This window comes from Caballeronia zhejiangensis, from assembly GCF_000698575.1.
Classification (GTDB): Bacteria; Pseudomonadota; Gammaproteobacteria; order Burkholderiales; family Burkholderiaceae; genus Caballeronia; species Caballeronia zhejiangensis.
In genome coordinates, this window is sequence record NZ_JFHD01000003.1 from 227,617 (window position 1) to 246,840 (window position 19,224).

Sequence of the window (19,224 nt, forward strand, 5' to 3'; positions counted from 1 at the left end):
GGCGCATGCATCGACGCTGAACACGAACTATCTTTCCGGAACCTTAGCCATGACCACTTCATCCTCGCGCCGCCGCGCGGCCTTTCGCGAACGGGTCAACGCTCGCAGCGCCCTGCTGCTGCCCGGCGCATTCAACGCAATGAGCGCGCAAGTCGCCGCCGATCTCGGCTTCGAGGCGATCTACATCACCGGTGCAGGTGTAACCAACATGTCGCTCGGCCTGCCGGATCTCGGCTTCATGGGACTCGCGGAAATCGCGGAGCATACGTCGCGCATCCGCGATGCAGTGGACCTGCCGCTTATCGTCGACGCGGACACGGGCTTCGGCAATGCGCTCAACGTGCGTCACACGGTACGCACGCTGGAGCGCGCGGGCGCGGACGCCATTCAGCTCGAAGATCAGGTTATGCCGAAGAAATGCGGGCACTTCGCGGGCAAAGCCGTGATATCGACGAATGAAATGGTAGGGAAGATACGCGCAGCGGCGGATGCCCGCGAAGACGATAACTTTCTGATCATCGCGCGCACCGATGCGTGCGCGGTGGAGGGCTTCGATGCAGCGATCGAACGAGCACGCGCATTCGTCGAAGCGGGCGCCGACATTCTCTTCGTCGAAGCGATCGAAACGCCGGAGCAAATCGCGTCACTGCCGAAGCTGCTCGACGCGCCGCAACTGATCAACATCGTGATCGGCGGAAAGACGCCTGTTACCGACCGCGCGGATCTCGAACGCCTCGGCTTCAGCCTCGTGCTCTATGCAAATGCGGCATTGCAAAGCGCCGTGCGCGGCATGCAGACCGCGCTCGGCGCCTTGAAATCGCAGGGACGTCTCGACGAAAATCCCGCTGTCGTTGCGCCTTTCGCCGAGCGTCAGCGGCTTGTGAACAAGCCGCTCTTCGATGCACTCGACCGCAAATACGCTGCGGACTGAATGCATCGCCTGAGGCGGTCATATAGACCGCTTCAGTCATTCACGCATTTAGCGCGAGTACATTGCGTTCCAGTCGGACTGCGACACACGTGCGCTACCCGATTGCGATGCACCGTTGGCCGCGCCGCCATAGGCCGTCGCACCATCGCGTGCGGCGAGCTTCGCTTCGGCCGCTTGAATGGCTTCGGGATAGTGCGCCTGATCGCCGTCGCCGACGTGATAGCCGACGCTCTCCAATGCCGCCAATTCCGCGCGCACTTGAGCGCGCGTGATCTGGCTTTGCGCGAACGAAGCGACGGGAATGACGAGAGCGGTTGCGACGAGTGCTGCGCGGATGATCGACTTCATGATGAAACTCCAGTGTTATAAGGTGCCCGGCTTCGAACACAGTGCCTTTCGAAGCAGTGAAAGCAGTTTATGACGCAGGTGCTCTCGGGTTAACCCCTAGCGCAAGAAAGCACCTTTCACCGAAACGCGCTTAATCGAGAATTTGCTATGCTGTCCGCCGGACTGAATGCAAATGCACAGTGCGTTCGCCTCATGGCGCAAGGCGCCCTTCAAACACTGGAGATAAAGATGGCAAAGGGATATTGGGTCAGTGTGTACACAAAAATCATGAAGCCCGATCAGGTTGCGGAATACTCGAAGATCGCAACGCAGGCTATTGCAGAAGGCGGCGGCCGTCCGCTCGTGCGCGGCGTTGCGTCGATGGTGCAAGGCGAAGGCGTGCTCGAGCGCACCGTCGTCATCGAATACGATTCACTCGAAGCAGCCGTCGCCGCCTATAACAGTGCAACGTATAAGCGCGCACTGGAAGTGCTGGGCGATTCCGTCGTGCGCGACTTCCGCATCGTCGAAGGCGTCGCTTAAATCCAGCTCGTCATTGGCCGATGCTCGCAGCGCTCACGCACCCACGGCATCGGCCAATTCGTTCATATCCTTGGCAACGACATCCCAATCGCTTTCGGCTTTTAAATCCACTGTCTGAGCGGGACCGCGTTCATAGGGCCGTGCGATGAACGCCGTGCGCAACCCACACCTTCTTGCCGCCGCGAGATCGTCGTTATGCGCGGCGACGAGACATACTTCTTCCGGCGTCAGCATCAACACTTCGGCCGTGCGTAAATACGCCTGCGGATCGGGCTTATAGATTTGCGCAATCTCCGCGCCGAGAATCGCATCCCAAGGCAGACCGGCGCGCTTCGCCATATCGACCATTAATCGAATATTGCCGTTCGAAAGCGGCGCGATGATATGGCGCGCCTTGAGCCGTTGCAAACCCGTTATCGAATCCGGCCACGGATCGAGCCGATGCCATGCAAGATTCAACTCTTCGAGCGCTTCGGCAGCCACGGCATTCGGATCGATGCCGAACTCCGGCAGCACGTCGAGCAGATTCTCGCGATGCAGCACATCGAGCCGCACGAATGGCCGCTCCCCGTTGATCACCTTGCGCATCGCAGGCACGTAGCGGCTTCGCCATGCATCGGCGAACGCTTCGGGCGTTGCGTCGATTGCGCCGTGGCGTTGAAGAAATGGCGCAGCCTCGCGTGCAACTCCGCCGCGCCAGTCCACTACCGTGCCGAATACATCGAACACGAAGGCCTTTACGTTTTGCAGCGTCACGTCGTTTCTCCTATCGGTGATTCATTCGTCTGATCGATTTCGCTGCGGCCCATTTGTTCCTCGCACGCAAGACTGATTGTCCATCACGGGTGTACGCAAGGAATCTCGAAAGGCCTAGATTACGAGCCATCGGAGCCGTCGGTCCGATCCGCAACAGGCCCAAACCAACATTCATCGAGGTTCATCATGAGCAACGCAAGCAAAGTCGCTATCGTTACCGGTGCATCGCAAGGCATCGGCGCTGAAATCGTCAAGGCATTCCGTGCGCAAGGTTATCGCGTCGTCGCGACCGCCCGTTCAATTCAGCAACCGGACGATCCGAACGTCGTCGCTGTCGCCGGTGATATCGGCGATCGCGCCACCGCGCAGCGCGTGGTCGAAGCGGCAATCGCAAAGTTCGGCCGCATCGATACGCTCGTCAACAACGCCGGCGTATTCGTCGCGAAGCCTTTCACGCAATATACGCAGGAAGACTATGCCGCGGTTCTGAAGGTGAATGTGAATGGCTTCTTCCACATCACGCAACTGGCTATCGAGCAAATGGAAAAGAACAAGAGCGGCCACATCGTCAGCATCACGACGTCGCTCGTGGATCATGCGGTAAGCGGCGTGCCTTCGGTATTGGCGTCGCTGACCAAGGGCGGTCTGAATTCCGCGACAAAGTCGCTTGCTATCGAGTATGCGAAGTCAGGCATTCGCGCGAATGCAGTGTCGCCCGGCATCATCAAGTCGCCGATGCATGCGCCCGAAACGCACGACGCGCTCGGCGCACTCCATCCGATGGGACACATGGGCGAAATGAGCGACATCGCGAACGCGGTGCTGTATCTTGATGCGGCGCCGTTCGTGACGGGCGAGATCCTGCACGTCGACGGCGGTCAAAGCGCGGGACATTGATCGATTCTTTACCCGTTGAGGATGCGCCTCTCGCAGGCGCTTCGTCGTTTCCCACTCAAGGAGATCGTCATGCCGATCGTAACGATTCAGGTGACACGCGAAGGCAACAAGCCCGGCACGAACGCGGTGACTGCCGAGGAAAAGAAGCAACTCATCGAGGGCGCGAGCCAACTCCTTCTCGAAGTATTGAACAAGCCGCTCGATACCACGTTCGTCGTCATCCAGGAAGTGGAAATGGAGAACTGGGGCGTGGGCGGCATGACAGTACCGGAATATCGGCGGCAAAAGCAGGCGAAGAAGGATTGACGCGAACCGGAACGCGGGCATCGCTACATGACCTTTGACGATGCCCGCCGTTTCATCGGCTCATTGCCCCGGCGAATAGAGATCGAGCAGTTTCAGCGTCACGCCATTCGTCCATCCGAAACCATCCTGTAACGGATATTCCCCACCTCCTCCGCCGCCCGTTCCACTACCTTCCACGATGTACTTCTCAACGAGCTTATGTTGAGTGTTATAGACGTTATTCACGTCGGCAAGAAAGCGCGTGCCGATCTGTTGCGCGAGATCGCTGCGCCCATAGCGCTTCAATCCTTGCACGGCGATCCAGTGCAATGGCGCCCAGCCATTCGGCGCGTCCCATTGCTGCGTCGTGTTGTACATGGTCGTCGTGAGTCCGCCCGGCTTGAGCAAGATCGCTTCGACGGTTTCCGCGGTCTTGTGCGCGCGCTCCGGCCACGCCACGTTGGCGAAGAGCGGATAGAGCATAGCAGCCGATGGGTTGTTGCGCGGCTGACCGAGTTTCCAGTCGTAATCGCCGTAATACCCGTTCTTGTTCCAGAGATATCTGTTGATGCCGATCGCGCGTTTGGCCGCACGCCCCACGAATTCGCCGACACAACGGAAATCACGCGCCTCGCCGCAACCGATTGCGATCGTCGTTTCGAGGTGGAACATCAGGCTATTCAAATCGACGGGAATGATCGATGTCGTGCGGATCGTCGCAAGCGTCATATTGTCGCCGAACCAGCGCGAGCTGAAGTCCCAGCCGCTTTCGGCCGCCGCACGCAAGTCGCGATACACCTCGTTCGCCGGACGGTTCGTGACCAGCTTGGCGGTCGCCACGTCTTCCGAGTAGGACTCGTCGCGCGGCGTATCGCGTTCGTCCCAATACCGATTGAGCACGGTCTTGTCCGGCATCATCACGACGTTGCGTACCGCGCCGCCTGGCTGCAGCGTATCCGCTCCTTGCATCCAGTAATCATGTTCGCGGCGCAATTGCGGCAAATACTTCTGATAAACACGTCCACCTTCCTTGTGCGCGGCAAGTTCGACCATATAGGAGAAGAACGGCGGCTGCGAACGGCTCACATAGTATGTGCGATTGCCATTCGGAATATGGCCGATCGTGTCGATCAGATACGCGAAGTTATCGAGCATATCGTCGACGAGATCTTCGCGGCCTGCCTCCTGCAGACCGAGCATCGTGAAATAGGTATCCCAGTAGTAACCTTCCCGAAAGCGTCCGCCAGGCACCACGTACTGCTTTGGCATCGGAATCAGGGAACTGTTGGCGGGTACGTTCGCGGTCGTCGTCAGACGCGTGAGTTCGGGCCAAAGCCAGTCGATATGTTCGCGCAGGCTCTGATTCGGCGGCGGCGTAATCACCTGATCCGTCGGCGGCGTGAAGTATTGTGCGACGAACGTCGCGAGCGAGAAGCCCGGCACCGACATCTGCTGATGATAAGCCTGCACGATCTGCGCGGGGTCTATCTTGGGTATGGCATCGACGAAAGTCTTCTGATCGGGATAGACGCCCTGCGTCTGCACGGCGACGAAAAGGTCACCGTATAACTCGCTGGGTGGCGGCAGAAGCGTATACGCCGTTTGTGCGTCGGCATAGGCGACATTGGCAGCCGAGCTCATGACGAGCCAGGCGCACAGCATTCCGCGTGCCTTTATGCGGAAGCGCCGCGACGCGTCGTGCGCCGCTGGATCCGATGACAGTACGATCATGTTCACTCCTTCGAAGGGTGATTAAACCGGACTGGTCTCGCTCGGGCCTTTCTTGTTGTTATCGATTTACAGCACGGCGAAGCATCGCACGCTTGTACGAAGCTGGCAACCCTCGAAGAAGGAAGCGAACGGGCTATTGAATGGCCAGCGCCTTGTGCGCTTCCGCCTGGAATCGGGTCGGCGTGACGCCGGTCTGCTTGCGAAAATAGCGGCTGAAATAAGCGATATCGGCAAAGCCCAGTCCATGTGCGATCTGCTTGACCGACATGCTGGAATAAACGAGATCGCGCTGCGCCTCGCGCACAAGATGCTCGTTGATCATTGCGAGCGGCGAACTCGAGATCTCTTCGCGGCATATCCGCCCGAGTTGTGTGACCGTCATGCCGAGCTTCTGCGCATAGAACTCGACAGGTCGATGCTCGCGAAAATGCGCGGCCACCAGTTCCCTGAAGCGCTTGATCTGCTGCGCCCGCCTTTCGGTCGATGCGACACTCGGCGCAGATGCGCTTTCGCATAGGCGCACGACATGCACAAAGAGTGCAATCAATAGCGACATGCCCGCCGCCATGTGACCGCGATTCGTCGCGCGGAATTCCTTCTCGAGCAATTCGACGATCGGCACGAATGCGCTTTCCTTCACGGAGTGGGCACTCATGCGCGAGACGCCTGCGCGTTGCAACACCGGAACGAGTCCCGGCGCCGCGATCGATGCCAGCGCCTCGATCGATCTTTGCGCGACGGTCACGACGAGACCATCCACGTTCGGCGCGAAGTTGAATCCATGAACCGTTTGCGCGGGCAGCATGATGACGCACGGCGGCACGAGATCGATCATGCTGTTCTCGATCAGCACTTGCCCGCCGCCGCCGCGAATGTACAGAAATTGCAAGAGCGCGTCGTGGCGATGCGCGTCGATATGCCAGTCGTTGGGCGCGCTGCGCTCGACGATCCATTCGAAGTTGAACGCGTCATACCACGGCGGACGCGCCGATTCCCCGTACAAGTTGTAGTTAGGGATTTTCCTCATATCCTGCGTCTCCTGATGCACAAATTGTCCTGTCGTCTGCGTCCTTTGTCCAATCTTTCGTGCATGGCCGTGAATATACTTTTTTCACAGGCAAGGCTATCGGCGCCTTTGCATCGAACGAACTCAGGAGACAAGGATGACTAATCAGGTCGCGCGGGATCACACCGCGCAGCATTGGCTCGGCCTCGAATCGAGCGTATGCGTAGTGACGGGTTCGGCCGGCGGAATCGGGCGCGCCATTGCATCGACATTCGCCGATGCGGGCGCAAGGCTCGCGCTACTCGATCGCGATGAAGCGGGCTGCAACGATGCGGCGCAAGCATTGCGCGCGACTGGCGTCGATGCTATCGCCATAACTTGCGATATCGGCGATGCAACGAGCGTGAACCGCGCACGCGATCAGGTTGCACGCAAGTTCGGTCAGGTCGATGTGCTCGTCAATAACGCAGGCCTGTTGCGCGCGGGCGGCATCGAAGATATCGGCCTCGATGCATGGAATGCGATGCTCGCCGTCAATCTCACCGGCTACATGTTATGTGCGCAGGCATTCGGGCGCGACATGCTCGCGCGCGGCGCCGGAAGCATCGTGCATATCGCATCGGTGGCGGCGCATCATCCGCAGACGTGGAGCGGCGCATATAGCCCGAGCAAGGCGGGCATCGCAATGTTATCCCGTCAGATCGCCGCCGAATGGGGCGTGCGCGGCGTGCGCAGCAATACGGTCTGCCCCGGCATGATCCGCACGCCGCTTTCGATGGCGTTCTATGAGCAAGGCGATGTCGAAGCGCGCCGCAGCGCAATGATCGCAAGCCGGCGCATCGGCGAACCGCGCGATATCGCCGAGGTGGTTGCATTCCTCGCAAGCCAGCGCGCGGCCTATGTGAACGGCGCGGAGCTTGCCGTCGACGGCGGTTTCGAATGCATGTTGATGGATCTCGTTCCACGTCCCGGCTTCGAAGCGCCGCGCAACGCCTGACACACTGCTTCTCATCTCACGGGCGTGCGAAACGCCCGGCTTCAATCAAAGGACTTCATCATGACTACCGTAACGCGGTCGTCCGATCTCGCTTGCGATGTGCTCGTGATCGGCTCGGGCGCCGGCGGCCTTTCCACGGCCATTACAGCGAAGAAGCAAGGGCTCGACGTGATCGTCGTCGAGAAGGAGGAATACTTCGGCGGCACGACCGCGTTCTCGGGCGGCGTCTTGTGGATACCGGGAAATCGCCACGCGAAAGAAGCGGGCGTGCAGGATACGCGCGAAGCCGCAGTTCGATACATGCGCAGCGAAACGGGCGCGATGTATGACGAAGCAGCCGTCGAAGCGTTCCTTGAAAGCGGCCCACGCATGATCGATTTCTTCGAGCGCGAGACCTCGGTCGAATTTCTGCCGACGCTCTACCCCGACTATCATCCCGATGCGCCGGGCGGTGTCGACGTGGGACGTTCCGTCGTTGCAAAACCGTTCGACGCACGCGCGCTTGGCTCGGACATCGTGCGCCTGCGCCCGCCGCTCAAGACGATAACTTTCATCGGCATGATGTTCAATTCGTCGAGCGCGGATCTCAAGCATTTCTTTAACGCGACGAAATCGATCGAATCCGCGTGGTATGTCGCGAAGCGACTCGCGAGCCATATCCGGGAACTCGCACAATACAAGCGCGGCGTGCAGATCACGAGCGGCAACGCACTCGCCGCGCGCCTCGCGAAATCCACGCTCGATCTCGGCATTCCGATTCACACGCGAACGAGCGCGAAAGAACTGATTACGTTGAAGGGCCGCGTGACCGGGGCGATCGTGATTGCGAACGGACATGAAACGCGCATCGTTGCGCGACGCGGTGTCGTGCTGGCGTGTGGCGGCTTCTCTCACGATGTCGCGCGCATCGCAAAGGCCTATCCGCATGTGCGGCGCGGCGGCGAACATGTATCGCCTGTGCCGGCAGGCAATACCGGCGATGGCGCGCGCATGGCCGAGCGCGTGGGCGGACGTGTCGATATTCGCTATCCGCAGCCCGCTGCGTGGATGCCGGTCTCGCGCGTGCCGCTAAAAGGCGGCAAATACGGCGTGTTCCCGCATCTGCTCGATCGCTACAAGCCGGGCTTGATCGGCGTGACACGCAGCGGCGTGCGCTTCACCAACGAATCGAATTCCTACCACGATGTCGGCGCAGCGATGATCGAAGCCTGTCGCGATGAAAGCGAAACAGCCATGTGGCTCATCTGCGATCACGCGACGATTCGCAAATACGGCCTCGGCTTTGTAAAGCCCGCGCCGCTACCGGTCGGTCCTCATCTGAAGAACGGATATCTCGTCAAAGGCCGCACGCTCGCGGAACTGGCACGGCGGACAGGCATCGACGCCACAGCGCTCGAAGCGACGGTCCGCGACTATAACCGCGATGCCACGCAGGGCAAGGACACTGCTTTCGGCCGTGGCACGACATCTTTCAACCGCTATCTCGGCGATGCCGCTCACAAGCCGAATCCTTGCATCGCACCGATTGGCGACGGTCCGTACTACGCGCTCAAGGTCGTTATGGGCGATCTCGGCACCTTCGACGGAATCGCGACGAATCCGCATGGCCAGGTACTCAAGGGCAGCGAGCCGATACCAGGGCTCTATGCCGTCGGCAACGACCGCGCGAGCGTCATGGGCGGCAACTACCCCGGCGCGGGCATCACGCTCGGTCCAATCATGACGTTCGGTTATCTCACCGGATTGCATCTCGCGGGCAGCGTCGACGCGCACGCGAAGTCCAGCGAATTGAGGAGCGCAGCATGAGCAAGCCCTTCATCGATCACCGCATCTATACGATCAAGCCGCGCGGCATGTCGGAATTCATCGACGTATTCGACCGTCTAGCGATGCCTATTCAGACCAGATATCTCGGCGCGCCCGTAGGTTTCTATATGAGCGATATCGGCGCGTTGAATCAGGTCGTGCATCTGTGGGGCTACGAGAGCATCGCGGATTACGACCAGCGGCGCACCGCGCGCGACAACGACCCCGAATGGCCCGCTTATCTGCATGCGTCGGCGCATCTCATCGTCGCCCAGGAAAGCCGCATCATCAGGCGCGTCGAGTTCAAGAGTCTTTCGCCAGCAGTTCGATAAGCGCGCGGCATAGCGGCACGACGAAGGCCGCATTCTTCCGCTTGCACATGAATGAATGGAGACATAACGGCATGGAAAAGAACGTCGGGACCATCGAGGTCCAGAGCTTTATCGACGGCGAGCGCTTCTCGCCCTATCAATGGGTCATTCTGATCCTGTGCTTTCTCGTCGTCGCGGCCGACGGTTTCGATACCGCGGCAATCGGTTTTATCGCGCCGTCGTTGATCGGCGACTGGGGCATCACGCGCGCCGCGTTAGGCCCGGTGATGAGTGCGGCGCTCGTCGGTCTCGGCATCGGCGCGCTCGTGGCCGGGCCGGCCGCCGACCGTATCGGACGCAAGGCGGTGCTTGCCCTTTCCGTGTTCTTCTTTGGCGTATGGAGCCTCGCATCGGCACAAGCAAGCTCAGTCGAAACACTAACCGCGTGGCGCTTCCTCACCGGCCTGGGTCTCGGCGCGGCAATGCCCAACGCGGTCACGCTGATGTCCGAATACGCACCGGCGCGCGTTCGTGCTATCGCCGTCAATGCGATGTTCTGCGGCTTCTCCGTAGGACTATCGCTTGGCGGGCTCTGCGCCGCATGGCTCATACCGCATTTCGGCTGGCAAAGCGTGCTCGTCGCCGGCGGACTCGGTCCTATCGTGCTCACCGTGCTGTTGCTCGTTCTGTTGCCCGAGTCCGCACAGTTCATGGTCGTGAGACAACGCCCTACGCGAAAGATCGCGCGCGTCCTGCGCCGCATCTCGAACGATCCGCGTCTCGCGGAAGGCGCGCGCGTCACGTTCACTTCTGCCGATACGCGCACGGCCGGCGCCGACAAATCTTCGCTCGGCATCATCGTCTCGCGTCCCTATCGCTTTGGCACGTCCATGTTATGGCTCGCCTATTTCATGGGGCTGATGATCTTCTATCTGCTGACGAACTGGCTTCCTACGCTTTTCAAGGATGCAGGCTTCTCCGCCGAGCGCGCTGCGCTCACGACATCGCTCTTTCCGCTCGGCGGCATTCTCGGCAACCTGTGCCTTGGCTGGGTGATGGGCAAGGCCAATCCGCGACGCGTGAACGCGTGCGCTTATGTGCTCGCAGCGGCGATGGTCCTGACAATCGGACGCGGCATCGCGGATCAGTTCTGGCTTGCTGTGCTGATCTTCCTGACCGGAACAGCGGTGACGAGCGCGGTTACATCGATGTCGGCGCTCGCCGCGTCGTTCTATCCGACGCGAAGCCGCGCGACCGGCGTCGCATGGATGCTTGGCATCGGCCGCATGGGCGCGGTCGCGGGCGCAATGACCGGCGGCGTGCTCATGAGCATGGGGCTGCAATTTGGCGCGGTCTTCACGCTGCTCGCGATTCCCGCAATCATCGCCGCGTTCGCGTTGGGCGCGTTGAGCCGGCGCGATAGAGCGAGTGAAACCACTCAACGTTTGATGACTTGATGTGCTTTCGAGGCATCGTCGGTATTTGCAAGCGCAACTATGTTGACGATGCCTTGACGCGCCATCTTCGTATAAGGGCAAAAGCGTTCCGTGCTGCGCACGAGTTCCTCAGCTACGCTGCGTTCGATGCCGGGCATCTGCACGCGTGTGTGGGCGGTCAACACGAAGAGCCCGTCCATCGGATCGCGGCTGAATTCGACCGTGACGTACACGCTTGCAGCCGCGACAACGATGCCGGCGCGCGCCGCAAGCAGGACCATCGCGCCATGAAAACATGCAGCGTAGGCCGCGGCGAACAGTTGCTCGGGGTTCGTGCCGCCGCCGGGACCGCCGAGCGCCTCGGGCATACGCAGGTCAAGAGCGAGATTGCCGTCGTCGGATCGTGCCTCGCCCGTCGCGCGGCCATGTCCCGCATCGCCACCCGTCACCGCGACGGTCGTCGAATACAGGGGTTGCACGTCGCGTCCTTGATACCTGTCGAGCAGGCTGACGGGCGGCGGATCGATATGCTCCATGGCGGTCATCCATTCTTCGCGCGAACGTTGCACGATCGCTCAAGGCGCCGCGACCTCGCGCGCGTCCTGCAACCCTTCTTGCAGGCCCTTTCCTGTCATCGTGTCGACGCCTGATGCCGGCGATGCCGCGATTACTTCGTGCCCGCGCGCACGCAGACGCTCCACGACCTTGCTGCCGATGAGTCCGCTTCCGCCGATGACTACGATGTTCATGATTTCCTCCTCGAAACGATGCGCGAATGCGCGATGCGTGACGCATCGTAGGCGTGCAGGCGTGCATCCGGTAGCGCCTCGCACGGATGCGCAGTGTTGCCTTCGATGCATCAATCGGTTGAGACGAGCTGCTGCACGCCCGCACGTGGGTTCGTGATGAACGTCGTCAGGCAATGCAGATCAAGCGCGCGCGTCTGCTCGGTCATGTAATCGACGAATACACGCACGCGCGCGGGCAAATGCTTGCGGCTGAGATAGCAAAGATAGTGGCCGCCATCGTCGGGCGCGTATTGCGCGAGACACGTGACGAGGCGCCCGGCCTTGAGCGAATCGCCGGCGAGATACGCAGGCAGTTGTGCGATGCCCTGCCCGTCGAGCACTGCTTGCAGCATCAGGTCGATATCGTTGAAGGTTTGCCGGGCCGCAGGCGAGCGCTTTCGCGCAAGGCCGTCGACCTTGAATTCCCATTCAGCGATGCGCCCCGCCGGCGCGCGGAAATTGATGCAGCGATGGTCGTCGAGATCGTCGACATGACGCGGCAGGCCGTGCTCGCGCGCATACGCCGGCGATGCGCAGACGATCATCTGCATCGGAATCAATTGCTTTGCAACGACTTCGCTATCTTCCATGTGACCATCGCGAAACGCGACATCCACCCGATCTGCCGTGAAATCGCACGGACGATCGTTCAGCAGCAGTTCGAGTGCGATGTCCGGATAGCGTGCATTAAAGCCGGCTAGAAGCGGCGCGACGACCTTGCGGCCGAAGCCCGGTGCCGACGCGATGCGCAAGTGACCGCGTGGCGGCCCGTTGCGCAACTCGCGCATGTCCTCCAGCGCCTGCACGATGCGCTCCACGCCTGGCTGACAATTCTTGTAGAAGAGCTCGCCTTCGCGTGTGAGCGACGTGCTCCGCGTCGTGCGCAGGAAGAGACGCGCATCGAGCTGTGCTTCCAGCTTCTGTACGTTGCGGCTGACGGCGGAACGGCCGATGCCCAGGCGGTCGCTCGCTTTCGCGAAGCTGCCTTCGTTGGCGACGGCAAGAAAAGAAACGACGCCCGCATAACTCGCTACGAAGCTATACGCGAGAGAATCGTCGGAATGACACACAAGGTCTGATGGCATGGCGGCACGAAACGTAGTGGCTCTGTCCAACAAGACGTTTGCGCCACACGGTTTGTGACGCGCCATGCCGAATTTTTTATTTAACGGGCGTCAGAACGGGCTTGTCCTTGTCTTTGAGAAGCAGCACGATGAATTTCGCGCGCTTCGTGTTGCTCGCGTTGCGTCCCACAGTGTGAATGTCGTCAGGGCCTTCATAAAAGGTATCGCCGGCTTTGAGCGTCACGGCCTTGCCGCCGCGAACCTGCATGACGATCGTACCTTCCAGGACATATACGTAGGCATGAGCGTCGTGACGATGCACGGGATCGACCGCGCCCGGAGGATACTCCACGCTGATCATCAGCGCCTCCTTGCCGGGATATTCCGGAAGCGGCTTCGTCATGAGTTCCTTGACGATGGCCTCCGGCGCCGCGTGCGCCGTGCTCGCCGCGAGCGCCGCGCATCCGAAGACGAGTGCAAGTCCCACGCGTTTGATGCTGTGCATGATCCGTTCTCCCATGATCGAACGACGGCGCGAACGCACTACGACAGGTTTGCCTTGTCCAGGCCGAAAGCTTTATCCGACGAACCCGGAACCGTCTGAAACGCGACATTCGCACGGTTCCACCCATTGATCTCGATGATGATGTACGTCAGATCCGACAACTCCTTCTCCGAAAACTGCTCACGCACGCGTGCAAAGAGATCGTCGGACACGCCATGCTCGGGAATGCGCGTCAGCACTTCGGTCCACGCGAGCGCGGCACGTTCGCGCGGCGAAAACAGCGGCGATTCACGCCAGATCGCAACGTGATGCGTGCGCAGTTCGCGCTCGCCATGAATCTTCGCTTCCTTCACATGCATATCGACGCAAAACGCACAGCCATTCATTTGCGATGCGCGAAGCGTCACGAGATCGCGGGTCGTCTGCTCGATCGAGCATTCACGCACCGCCTGACTGAACTCATAGAACTTCCGGAAAAGCTCGGGAGATTGTTGAATGTAGTTGACTCGCTGCGTCATGATGACTCCATGTCTGGTTGAAGATGGATGTCATCCTAGGTTTGCGCGGCTTGTCGCGGTAGACACGCGAACGTGCCCACGCTGTTGCCTCGCACGCATCAATCGAATCGCGAGCGTTCATGCATTGCCATGGCGAGCCGCAATGCGTTCGAGCTTATCCGGATTGCGCTGCACCTGTATGCGTACGATGCGTTCATCTTCGATATCGAAAGTCTGCGCGGATTCGAGCTTGCCGTCGATGAAACGCAGCAGCGCCCATTGCTCATTCAGCATGACGAGTTCGAGACGCACGCCGTTTCCATACCGCAGAAAGGCCGCATAAAAAAGCTGCGCGATGCGTTTGCCGCCCAAAAGCGGTTTGGGGAAACTCTGCACGCGCCCGCCGCCATCGCCGATCAGCATGGCGTCCTCCGCGAGCATCGCATGAATAGCTGCGAAATCGCCGAGCTCCATCGCGTGCGCGAATGCATGCAGCAAGCGCCTTTGAATCTCTCGCGACACCGAACGTCGCGGACGCTCTTCGCGTAGTTGTGCCTTGGCTCGGCTCACGAGCTGGCGGCATGCGGCCTCCGTCTTGCCGATGATGTTCGCGACCTCCGCATAGTCGGCGTCGAAGACCTCGCGCAACAGAAACGCCGCGCGCGCTTCGGGCGTGAGGCGTTCGAGCAGCATGAGGAACGCGACGGATACGTCGTCCGCGCGCTCCGTGACCTCCTCCGGCGTTGCCGGCGGCTCGGTGATCTGCGGCTCGGGCAGCCAGATGCCGGTGTAGTGTTCGCGCTGCAACTTCGCGGCGCGCAACCGGTCGATCGAATGGCGCGTCGTCACTGCGACGAGCCACGCCTCGGCATTCTCGATCGCTTCGTGAGCCGCCGCATGCCAGCGCAGCCATACGTCCTGCACGATATCCTCGGCTTCGGCGACCGAACCGAGCATGCGATACGCAATGCCCTGCAGACGAGGGCGCAAGCGGTCGAATTCGCGCGTGGCGTCATCCATGAAGGCGATTCCTCGTTACTGAACGTCTGTGAAGTCATCGGCTTGAAAGGAGATCGTATATTACGCGTGCGCGATATTCCTTTAAAGATATGAATAACACGGCCGTTAATATCGATGGCCGGAATCGAACGCGCCAATCTCATTCATGACTGAAATCGAACGTCCACAAGCGCCCGCGAATCTGACCCGCATCATCGTAGCGACGGTGATCAGCAATGGCTTCGTCGCATACGACTTCACTGTGTACGGCTTCTCCGCGGCGATCATCGGGCGGCTGTTCTTTCCCGCGCATGATCCCGCCTCGTCTCTGCTGCTATCGCTCGCGACATTCGGCGCCGGCTTCGTGATGCGTCCGCTCGGCGCAGTGCTCATCGGACGATACGCGGATCGATGCGGACGCGAAGCCGGCATGCGGCTGTCGATCGCCGTGATGGCGCTGGGTACGTGGCTGATCGCATGCTTGCCGACGCACGCGGCGATCGGCGCGAGCGCGACCGTGCTGATCGTGGTCGCGCGGCTTTTGCAAGGACTCGCGGCGGGCGGCGAGATCGGACCGGCATCGGCGCTGCTGATGGAAGCCGTGCCTTATGAACGGCGCTGCTTCATCGTCAGCTGGCGTGGTGCGAGTCAGGGCGCGGCCGCGTGCGTGGCGGCGCTCGTCGGCGCGTGCACATCGGCGCTTCTGTCGCCGGAGCAACTCTTGCAATGGGGATGGCGCGCGCCCTTCTTCATCGGCGGACTGATCGCGCCGCTCGGATGGTTTCTGCGCCGCATGCCGGGCGACGCATCCACGTCGAAGCCCCGACCCGCGCGCACGCCGCTCGCAACTGTACTGCGCGAGCACGCGCGCCCGCTCGCATGCGGCATCCTGATGATGGCCGCGCCATCGTCGAGCATCTACATCGCCGTGCTGTACATGCCGAGCTATCTGACGCATACGCTGCAGCGGCCGCCTGTCATCAGCTTTCTGATCGCGTCGCTCTCCGGCCTCGTTATTCTGATCGTCACGCCGCTCGTCGCGCTTGCGGCCGATCGGCTGATGAGCCGCAAGACGCTGCAATATGCCTCGCTCTTCGCCGCGCTCGCGACGGCTTATCCCGCGTTTTATGCGCTCACGCGAGGCGCACCGGATGGGCTCGCGCTCGTCATCATCCTGCTCTATGTCGCAGTCGCGCTGAACAACGCGGGCGCCGCTTCGGTGCTCATGCTCGAAGCCTTCCCGAAGCATCGGCGCGCGGCGAGCCTCGCCGTGATCTATACCTTCGGCGTCGTCATCTTCGGGGGATTCTCGCCGTTGACGGTCGCATGGCTCGTCGGCGCGACGGGCAACGTAATGACGCCCGCGTGGTATCTGCTCGCCGCAAACTGCCTGACGCTTCTTGCGCTCAGCCGCTTTCCGGAAGGCCGCGCGAGTGCGCGGCGCGCATCCGCATGACGGGATCGCCACTCGTCGCGCGCAACAGTTCGAGCGCGCGCAGGCGCATCTCGAGCGGACTGACGTCGAACGCGCGGCGAAACGCGCGCGTGAAATCCGATGCGCTCTTGAAGCCGAGACCGAATGCGATATCCGCTATCCGCAGATTGGGAAACAGCGCGAGTTCGTCGGCCGCTTCGCGCAAGCGGCGAAGTCGAATATATGCGGCGAGCCCGCCCTCCTGCTCGAACCACCGATAGACTGTCGCGCGCTTGAGCCCGAGTGCCTCGACGATCGCGGTCGGCGTGAGATCGGCCTCATGCAGGCGCGTTTCGATGTAACGCTTCACCTGGCTCTTCACGGCCGTTTGCAGTGCGGCGCGTGAATCGCTCGCGGCATTCGGCTTGTCGGCGAATGCCGCGAGCAGGAGCCGCGCGCCGGCATCGAGCGCGTCAGCGGCGTCGGGCCGGTCGAGCACCGGCAATTCTCGCGCGGTGGCCTCGAAATGTTCGAACACGAAATGCACGAGCGGCGCGTGATCGGGCAGCACGCGACCGTGCAACGCGTCGCAGTCGCCGATATGCGCGGCGACGATTACACGCGGTACGAACATCGTCAGCACGCGGCACGCCGGACGTTCGACGCGAAAGCGCTGATTCAGATCGAGTGCGATGATGCCGCGCACAGAGCCAGGCGCGCTGCGCTTGACGCTCAGCCCGCTGACGTGACCGGTCTCGCCTTCCACATAGACGTGAAATGCGAAATCGCGACGCGTGTCAGTGGAGACGCGCGCGATAGATCGCTCGAGCACGAGCGCGTCGGTGCGCGCTTCCGTGAACACGAGGCCGCCCGCCGCATGCAAATCGATGCTGCCCGAGAAACCGCGTGCAATCTGATCCTTGTCCGGCACGACATCGACCACATGCCCGACCCGATCGCGCCATGCGAGCAATTGACGCTCACGCGGACAGGCGCGCGTCGAAAAGTGCGTGGAAATCTTCGGCGGATCGGAATCTGCGGGCATGTGCGGCAGTCGATGTTGTCGGGTCGTCCTTCGCGCTGTGGCGCGCACGATACGCGCCAGCAAATGAGACGCATGGTAAAGCGTATTTTGAATGCCGGTGTATCGTGCTGGACGAGGAGCAGCGTGTGCGGCGTCGTGGGCGGCCAGGTCGGCGATTCCTTGCCTTCATCCCGCCGTCACATTGCTGACTCCCCATCCTAGGGTTTACGGCTAGTCAAGATAAAAAATTCAGCCGCACATAAAGAGAGAAAAGACGTTTCGGGGCGTCACACATGGAAAAGTCGAAAATTGTGCAAGTCGGGCGCGCCGCGCAGGCCACGCGAGCGATGCTCAAGCCCGCGCGTCTCGCGGACACCCAGCTCGATCATCTCGAGCACATGATCCGTTCGCTCGCGCTATCGGGAAATTCAAAGGCGGTCGACCAGTTCGATCATGCCTACTGGAAAAGGCGGCTCGCCGCGGTCGGCGACGAAAGCGATCTCGTCTCGACGCAACGCGCCCGCGTGCTGCGGCTCCTCGATCTTCTCGAACAGAACCGGGCAGCAGACTCCGACAAGGCGGCCGCCTAGCGCTCCGCCAGCAGCGCATGCGAAATGCAAAGCAGGACAAGGCATTTCGAATGCAAAACGCAAAATTCCGTTTGCGCCGAACGAATTCCGAGGGCCAGCCTGAGAGAGAGCACTCGACGCGGGGGCCGATTCCGACCACCGCGTCGAAAAGTGCCTCTACGTGTGGCTTCGCGTCCCGGGGTGCGATTCGCACCCGACACATGCGCTAACGCACACCGATCTTCCAGACGGTGACTTCGTGATACTCGTCGCCGGGCTTGAGTTCGGTCGATGGGAACGTGGGGCGGTTCGGCGAGTCCGGGAAATGCTGGGTTTCTAGCGCGAAGCCATCCGTTTGTCGATACGCCACGCCCGACGTGCCGATCGCGCTGCCATCGAGACCGTTGCCCGTGTAGAACTGCAAGCCGGGCTGCGTCGTATAGACATCGAGCACGCGGCCGCTCGACGGATCGTAGGCGCGCGCGGCAAAGCCGGGTTCTCCAGTGCGCTGGCCGTTCTTGTTGAGCTTCCAGTTGTGGTCGTAGCCGCGCGCATAACGCATCTGCTGATTCGACGAACGCAAACGCGCGCCGATCGGCGTCAGCGCTCGCAGATCCAGCGGTGTGTTCTCGACGCTCGCCATCTCGCCGGTCGGAATCGAATCGGCGCGCGTCGGCGTGTAGCTCGATCCCGCGATCATGATGAGCTGCCCTTCGACATTGCCGCTGCCCTCGCCCGCGAGGTTGAAGTAGCTATGGTTCGTGAGGTTCAGGACGGTCGGCTTGTCCGTCTTCGCACGATAGTCGATACGCACTTCGTTATCGTCGGTGAGCGTGTAGGTTACGTCGACAGTAAGCGTGCCGGGAAAGCCGTTCTCGCCATCGGGACTCACATAGCGAAGCTGCACGCCCGCGCCTTGCGCGCCCTGAAACGTCTTCACCACGGTCCAGACTTTCTCGTCGAATCCATGCGGACCGCCATGCAGTGTATTCGGTGGCTCGTTGACGGGCAGCTTGTAGTCGCGGCCATCAAGTTCGAACTTTCCATCGGCGATGCGATTCGCATAACGCCCGATCAGACCGCCGAAATGGATCTTGCCGTTGTACTTCTCATAGTCGTTGAGCGAGCCAAAGCCGAGCACGATATCCGCGCGACGCCCGCGCCGGTCCGGCACATCGAGACGCGTGACGATGCCGCCATACGTGATGCAGTTCATCGACACGCCGCGCGCATTGGACAACGTGAATTGCGTCACCGCCTGGCCTTGTTGGGTCGCGCCATAGGGCGCGGAGGCAATCGAAGCAGCGAAGCCGCGCGGCGATAACAAAATCATGCATG

At 61.1% G+C, this 19,224-nt stretch carries 22 protein-coding genes; 10 read left to right on the forward strand and 12 right to left on the reverse strand.

What is annotated here, in order from left to right; genetic code table 11:
* Positions 1–49: 49 nt before the first annotated feature.
* Positions 50–931 (forward strand): isocitrate lyase/PEP mutase family protein, encoded by an 882-nt coding sequence (locus BG60_RS06985; protein WP_008347967.1) that lies wholly within the window; start codon positions 50–52, stop codon positions 929–931.
* 48 nt (positions 932–979) lie between these two features.
* Here BG60_RS06985 and BG60_RS06990 read toward each other — a convergent pair whose 3' ends face one another.
* The gene (locus tag BG60_RS06990; RefSeq protein WP_008347964.1) at positions 980–1,279 is read right to left on the reverse strand and encodes a DUF4148 domain-containing protein; all 300 of its coding nucleotides are present in this window, start codon (positions 1,277–1,279) and stop codon (positions 980–982) included.
* Between the two features lie 228 nt (positions 1,280–1,507).
* Here BG60_RS06990 and BG60_RS06995 point away from each other — a divergent pair, with 228 nt between their 5' ends.
* Positions 1,508–1,801, forward strand: coding sequence for a DUF1330 domain-containing protein (locus BG60_RS06995; RefSeq protein ID WP_008347963.1), 294 nt, complete (start codon positions 1,508–1,510; stop codon positions 1,799–1,801).
* Between the two features lie 33 nt (positions 1,802–1,834).
* On the opposite strand, the gene BG60_RS07000 is transcribed toward BG60_RS06995, so the two are convergent.
* On the reverse strand, positions 1,835–2,557 hold the full coding sequence (locus BG60_RS07000; protein WP_008347961.1) for a haloacid dehalogenase type II: 723 nt from the start codon (positions 2,555–2,557) through the stop codon (positions 1,835–1,837).
* A 186-nt stretch (positions 2,558–2,743) separates the two neighbouring features.
* On the opposite strand from BG60_RS07000, the gene BG60_RS07005 reads away from it, so the two are divergent.
* Both BG60_RS07005 and BG60_RS07010 read left to right on the forward strand, forming a co-directional pair.
* On the forward strand, positions 2,744–3,454 hold the full coding sequence (locus BG60_RS07005; protein WP_008347959.1) for an SDR family NAD(P)-dependent oxidoreductase: 711 nt from the start codon (positions 2,744–2,746) through the stop codon (positions 3,452–3,454).
* A gap of 69 nt (positions 3,455–3,523) precedes the next feature.
* Positions 3,524–3,760, forward strand: a complete 237-nt coding sequence (locus tag BG60_RS07010) for a tautomerase family protein (protein WP_008347957.1) — start codon at positions 3,524–3,526, stop codon at positions 3,758–3,760.
* 60 nt (positions 3,761–3,820) lie between these two features.
* On the opposite strand, the gene treA is transcribed toward BG60_RS07010, so the two are convergent.
* Together treA and BG60_RS07020 are read right to left on the reverse strand one after the other, a co-directional pair.
* Positions 3,821–5,470, reverse strand: coding sequence for an alpha,alpha-trehalase TreA (gene treA, locus BG60_RS07015; RefSeq protein WP_008347955.1), 1,650 nt, complete (start codon positions 5,468–5,470; stop codon positions 3,821–3,823).
* Positions 5,471–5,603: 133 nt separating this feature from the next.
* A complete protein-coding gene (locus tag BG60_RS07020) occupies positions 5,604–6,497 on the reverse strand; it encodes a helix-turn-helix domain-containing protein (RefSeq protein WP_033536193.1) in 894 nt (297 codons plus the stop codon).
* A 136-nt stretch (positions 6,498–6,633) separates the two neighbouring features.
* Between BG60_RS07020 and BG60_RS07025 the strand changes: the two genes are divergently transcribed.
* The 4 genes from BG60_RS07025 to BG60_RS07040 all read left to right on the forward strand — a co-directional run bounded on the left by BG60_RS07025 (position 6,634) and on the right by BG60_RS07040 (position 11,047).
* A complete protein-coding gene (locus BG60_RS07025; protein ID WP_008347951.1) occupies positions 6,634–7,473 on the forward strand; it encodes an SDR family NAD(P)-dependent oxidoreductase in 840 nt (279 codons plus the stop codon).
* A gap of 60 nt (positions 7,474–7,533) precedes the next feature.
* Positions 7,534–9,279 (forward strand): FAD-dependent oxidoreductase, encoded by a 1,746-nt coding sequence (locus BG60_RS07030; RefSeq protein WP_008347949.1) that lies wholly within the window; start codon positions 7,534–7,536, stop codon positions 9,277–9,279.
* Complete coding sequence (locus tag BG60_RS07035) at positions 9,276–9,611, forward strand: NIPSNAP family protein (protein ID WP_008347947.1); 336 nt, start codon at positions 9,276–9,278, stop codon at positions 9,609–9,611. Before BG60_RS07030 ends, BG60_RS07035 begins: the two co-directional genes overlap by 4 nt.
* A gap of 71 nt (positions 9,612–9,682) precedes the next feature.
* Entirely contained in the window at positions 9,683–11,047 is a 1,365-nt protein-coding gene (locus BG60_RS07040; RefSeq protein ID WP_008347945.1) for an MFS transporter, read from the forward strand.
* Here BG60_RS07040 and BG60_RS07045 read toward each other — a convergent pair.
* The 6 genes from BG60_RS07045 to BG60_RS07070 all read right to left on the reverse strand — a co-directional run bounded on the left by BG60_RS07045 (position 11,029) and on the right by BG60_RS07070 (position 14,900).
* Positions 11,029–11,562, reverse strand: coding sequence for an Ohr family peroxiredoxin (locus BG60_RS07045; RefSeq protein WP_008347943.1), 534 nt, complete (start codon positions 11,560–11,562; stop codon positions 11,029–11,031). The genes BG60_RS07040 and BG60_RS07045 overlap by 19 nt on opposite strands.
* Before the next feature lie 39 nt (positions 11,563–11,601).
* A complete protein-coding gene (locus tag BG60_RS07050) occupies positions 11,602–11,775 on the reverse strand; it encodes an NAD-dependent epimerase/dehydratase family protein (RefSeq protein ID WP_008347941.1) in 174 nt (57 codons plus the stop codon).
* A gap of 110 nt (positions 11,776–11,885) precedes the next feature.
* Positions 11,886–12,899: a LysR family transcriptional regulator gene (locus BG60_RS07055; RefSeq protein ID WP_033536192.1), complete on the reverse strand. Its 1,014-nt coding sequence runs from the start codon at positions 12,897–12,899 to the stop codon at positions 11,886–11,888.
* A 76-nt stretch (positions 12,900–12,975) separates the two neighbouring features.
* A complete protein-coding gene (locus BG60_RS07060) occupies positions 12,976–13,383 on the reverse strand; it encodes a cupin domain-containing protein (protein WP_008347938.1) in 408 nt (135 codons plus the stop codon).
* 38 nt (positions 13,384–13,421) lie between these two features.
* Positions 13,422–13,901: a carboxymuconolactone decarboxylase family protein gene (locus BG60_RS07065; protein WP_008347936.1), complete on the reverse strand. Its 480-nt coding sequence runs from the start codon at positions 13,899–13,901 to the stop codon at positions 13,422–13,424.
* A 117-nt stretch (positions 13,902–14,018) separates the two neighbouring features.
* Entirely contained in the window at positions 14,019–14,900 is an 882-nt protein-coding gene (locus BG60_RS07070; RefSeq protein ID WP_008347933.1) for an RNA polymerase sigma-70 factor, read from the reverse strand.
* Positions 14,901–15,045: 145 nt separating this feature from the next.
* Here BG60_RS07070 and BG60_RS07075 point away from each other — a divergent pair, with 145 nt between their 5' ends.
* Entirely contained in the window at positions 15,046–16,335 is a 1,290-nt protein-coding gene (locus tag BG60_RS07075; RefSeq protein WP_008347932.1) for an MFS transporter, read from the forward strand.
* Here BG60_RS07075 and BG60_RS07080 read toward each other — a convergent pair.
* A complete protein-coding gene (locus BG60_RS07080) occupies positions 16,286–17,338 on the reverse strand; it encodes a helix-turn-helix transcriptional regulator (RefSeq protein ID WP_008347929.1) in 1,053 nt (350 codons plus the stop codon). The two genes, BG60_RS07075 and BG60_RS07080, sit on opposite strands and share 50 nt — an antisense overlap.
* Positions 17,339–17,610: 272 nt before the next feature.
* Between BG60_RS07080 and BG60_RS07085 the strand changes: the two genes are divergently transcribed.
* On the forward strand, positions 17,611–17,907 hold the full coding sequence (locus tag BG60_RS07085; RefSeq protein ID WP_008347927.1) for a hypothetical protein: 297 nt from the start codon (positions 17,611–17,613) through the stop codon (positions 17,905–17,907).
* Between the two features lie 205 nt (positions 17,908–18,112).
* On the opposite strand, the gene BG60_RS07090 is transcribed toward BG60_RS07085, so the two are convergent.
* The gene (locus BG60_RS07090; protein ID WP_235366220.1) at positions 18,113–19,219 is read right to left on the reverse strand and encodes an aldose epimerase family protein; all 1,107 of its coding nucleotides are present in this window, start codon (positions 19,217–19,219) and stop codon (positions 18,113–18,115) included.
* Positions 19,220–19,224 lie beyond the last annotated feature (5 nt).

Bases quoted from the DNA above. Each gene is read 5' to 3' on its own strand.
- BG60_RS07085 (WP_008347927.1), top strand. From the start codon at position 17,611: ATGGAAAAGTCGAAAATTGTGCAAGTCGGGCGCGCCGCGCAGGCCACG.
- BG60_RS07075 (WP_008347932.1), top strand. From the start codon at position 15,046: ATGACTGAAATCGAACGTCCACAAGCGCCCGCGAATCTGACCCGCATC.
- BG60_RS07040 (WP_008347945.1), top strand. From the start codon at position 9,683: ATGGAAAAGAACGTCGGGACCATCGAGGTCCAGAGCTTTATCGACGGC.
- BG60_RS07010 (WP_008347957.1), top strand. From the start codon at position 3,524: ATGCCGATCGTAACGATTCAGGTGACACGCGAAGGCAACAAGCCCGGC.
- BG60_RS07030 (WP_008347949.1), top strand. From the start codon at position 7,534: ATGACTACCGTAACGCGGTCGTCCGATCTCGCTTGCGATGTGCTCGTG.
- BG60_RS07050 (WP_008347941.1), bottom strand. From the start codon at position 11,775: ATGAACATCGTAGTCATCGGCGGAAGCGGACTCATCGGCAGCAAGGTC.
- BG60_RS07035 (WP_008347947.1), top strand. From the start codon at position 9,276: ATGAGCAAGCCCTTCATCGATCACCGCATCTATACGATCAAGCCGCGC.
- BG60_RS06995 (WP_008347963.1), top strand. From the start codon at position 1,508: ATGGCAAAGGGATATTGGGTCAGTGTGTACACAAAAATCATGAAGCCC.
- treA (WP_008347955.1), bottom strand. From the start codon at position 5,470: ATGATCGTACTGTCATCGGATCCAGCGGCGCACGACGCGTCGCGGCGC.
- BG60_RS07070 (WP_008347933.1), bottom strand. From the start codon at position 14,900: ATGGATGACGCCACGCGCGAATTCGACCGCTTGCGCCCTCGTCTGCAG.
- BG60_RS07055 (WP_033536192.1), bottom strand. From the start codon at position 12,899: ATGCCATCAGACCTTGTGTGTCATTCCGACGATTCTCTCGCGTATAGC.
- BG60_RS07005 (WP_008347959.1), top strand. From the start codon at position 2,744: ATGAGCAACGCAAGCAAAGTCGCTATCGTTACCGGTGCATCGCAAGGC.
- BG60_RS07080 (WP_008347929.1), bottom strand. From the start codon at position 17,338: ATGCCCGCAGATTCCGATCCGCCGAAGATTTCCACGCACTTTTCGACG.
- BG60_RS07060 (WP_008347938.1), bottom strand. From the start codon at position 13,383: ATGCACAGCATCAAACGCGTGGGACTTGCACTCGTCTTCGGATGCGCG.
- BG60_RS06985 (WP_008347967.1), top strand. From the start codon at position 50: ATGACCACTTCATCCTCGCGCCGCCGCGCGGCCTTTCGCGAACGGGTC.
- BG60_RS07025 (WP_008347951.1), top strand. From the start codon at position 6,634: ATGACTAATCAGGTCGCGCGGGATCACACCGCGCAGCATTGGCTCGGC.
- BG60_RS07065 (WP_008347936.1), bottom strand. From the start codon at position 13,901: ATGACGCAGCGAGTCAACTACATTCAACAATCTCCCGAGCTTTTCCGG.
- BG60_RS07020 (WP_033536193.1), bottom strand. From the start codon at position 6,497: ATGAGGAAAATCCCTAACTACAACTTGTACGGGGAATCGGCGCGTCCG.
- BG60_RS07090 (WP_235366220.1), bottom strand. From the start codon at position 19,219: ATGATTTTGTTATCGCCGCGCGGCTTCGCTGCTTCGATTGCCTCCGCG.
- BG60_RS06990 (WP_008347964.1), bottom strand. From the start codon at position 1,279: ATGAAGTCGATCATCCGCGCAGCACTCGTCGCAACCGCTCTCGTCATT.
- BG60_RS07045 (WP_008347943.1), bottom strand. From the start codon at position 11,562: ATGGAGCATATCGATCCGCCGCCCGTCAGCCTGCTCGACAGGTATCAA.